This window comes from Sulfitobacter sp. HI0129 (genome assembly GCF_001635395.1).
Classification (GTDB): domain Bacteria; phylum Pseudomonadota; class Alphaproteobacteria; order Rhodobacterales; family Rhodobacteraceae; genus Sulfitobacter.
The window spans coordinates 1-1,207 of record NZ_LWGH01001058.1 but is presented as its reverse complement, the minus strand read 5'-3'; the positions used below and the strand labels follow the sequence as shown (position 1 = coordinate 1,207).

Here is a 1,207-nt window from a genome sequence, read left to right as displayed (position 1 = left end):
CGTCGCCTCGCAAAGCCCCGAAGACCTCGCCCCGCACCTCGGGGACCAAGCGTGGTTCCAGATGTACCCGCCCCGCGATCCCGAAATCCGGACCGATATGCTGGCGCGCGCCCGGGATGCTGGTTTCGGGACGCTCGTCCTGACGGCGGACGTGCCGGTCGCATCGCGGCGCGAACGCCAGACACGCTCTGGCCTGACCAACCCGCCCCGGCTGACCCCGCGCCTGATGGCGCAGGTTGCGATGCGCCCGGCGTGGGCCACGCAGATGGCGCGGCGGGGGATGCCGCATATGCGGATGCTCGACAAGTATATCGAAGGGTTGGCCGGCGGGAGCCTCTCGTCCACGGCCCACGTGGGCTATCTGTTGCGTACCGCGCCGGGCTGGGACTACGTCGAATGGTTGCGCGCGGCTTGGGGCGGCCCCTTCGTGGTGAAGGGCGTGCTGCGGGCCGAGGATGCGGAGCGGCTCGAAAAAGCGGGGGTGGATGCGATCTGGGTGTCGAATCACGCAGGCCGCCAGTTCGACGGGGCACCGCCCGCGATCGACGCCCTGCCGGATGTGCGCGCCGCCACCGATCTGCCGATCATCTTCGACAGCGGCGTGGAATCCGGGCTGGACATCCTGCGCGCGCTGGCCAGCGGGGCGGACTTCGTCATGCTGGGGCGCGCCTTTCACTTCGCCCTCGCCGCCTTTGGGCCGCGCGGGGTCGATCACCTGATAGAACTGCTGCGCCGCGACCTTACCGCTAACATGGGGCAGTTGGGCGCCGCCGATCTGGCGCATCTGCCCCCGCCCTTTCGGATTGCCTGAACGAAAACCGGCGCCCAAGGATCAAAAAAACTGTCTTTGCAGGCGCAGATCAGCAAACTTATGGGCTAGAAAACAGCCAAGCAGGCATTGCGCTGCATCGCAGCATCCGTAGACTGCCGCTACGTTAATCCAAGGGACGATCCAAATGACCGAATTCCGCAAAATCCTCATCGCCAACCGCGGCGAAATCGCGATCCGCGTGATGCGCGCCGCCAATGAGATGGGCAAGAAGACGGTCGCGGTCTATGCCGAAGAAGACAAGCTGGGGCTGCACCGCTTCAAGGCGGACGAAGCCTATCGTATCGGCGAAGGGCTGGGCCCGGTGGCGGCCTACCTCAGCATTGACGAGATGATCCGCGTGGCCAAAGCCTCCGGCGCCGACGCGATACACCCGGG

2 protein-coding genes are annotated in these 1,207 nt (G+C 66.3%); both read left to right on the top strand.

Annotation, left to right across the window (positions count from 1 at the left end; translation table 11 throughout):
• On the top strand, positions 1–811 hold an 811-nt coding region (locus A3764_RS22550), incomplete at its 5' end, for an alpha-hydroxy acid oxidase (protein WP_067952134.1).
• A 145-nt stretch (positions 812–956) separates the two neighbouring features.
• The coding region (locus tag A3764_RS22545) for a biotin carboxylase N-terminal domain-containing protein (RefSeq protein ID WP_150122411.1) at positions 957–1,207 on the top strand (251 nt) is incomplete at its 3' end.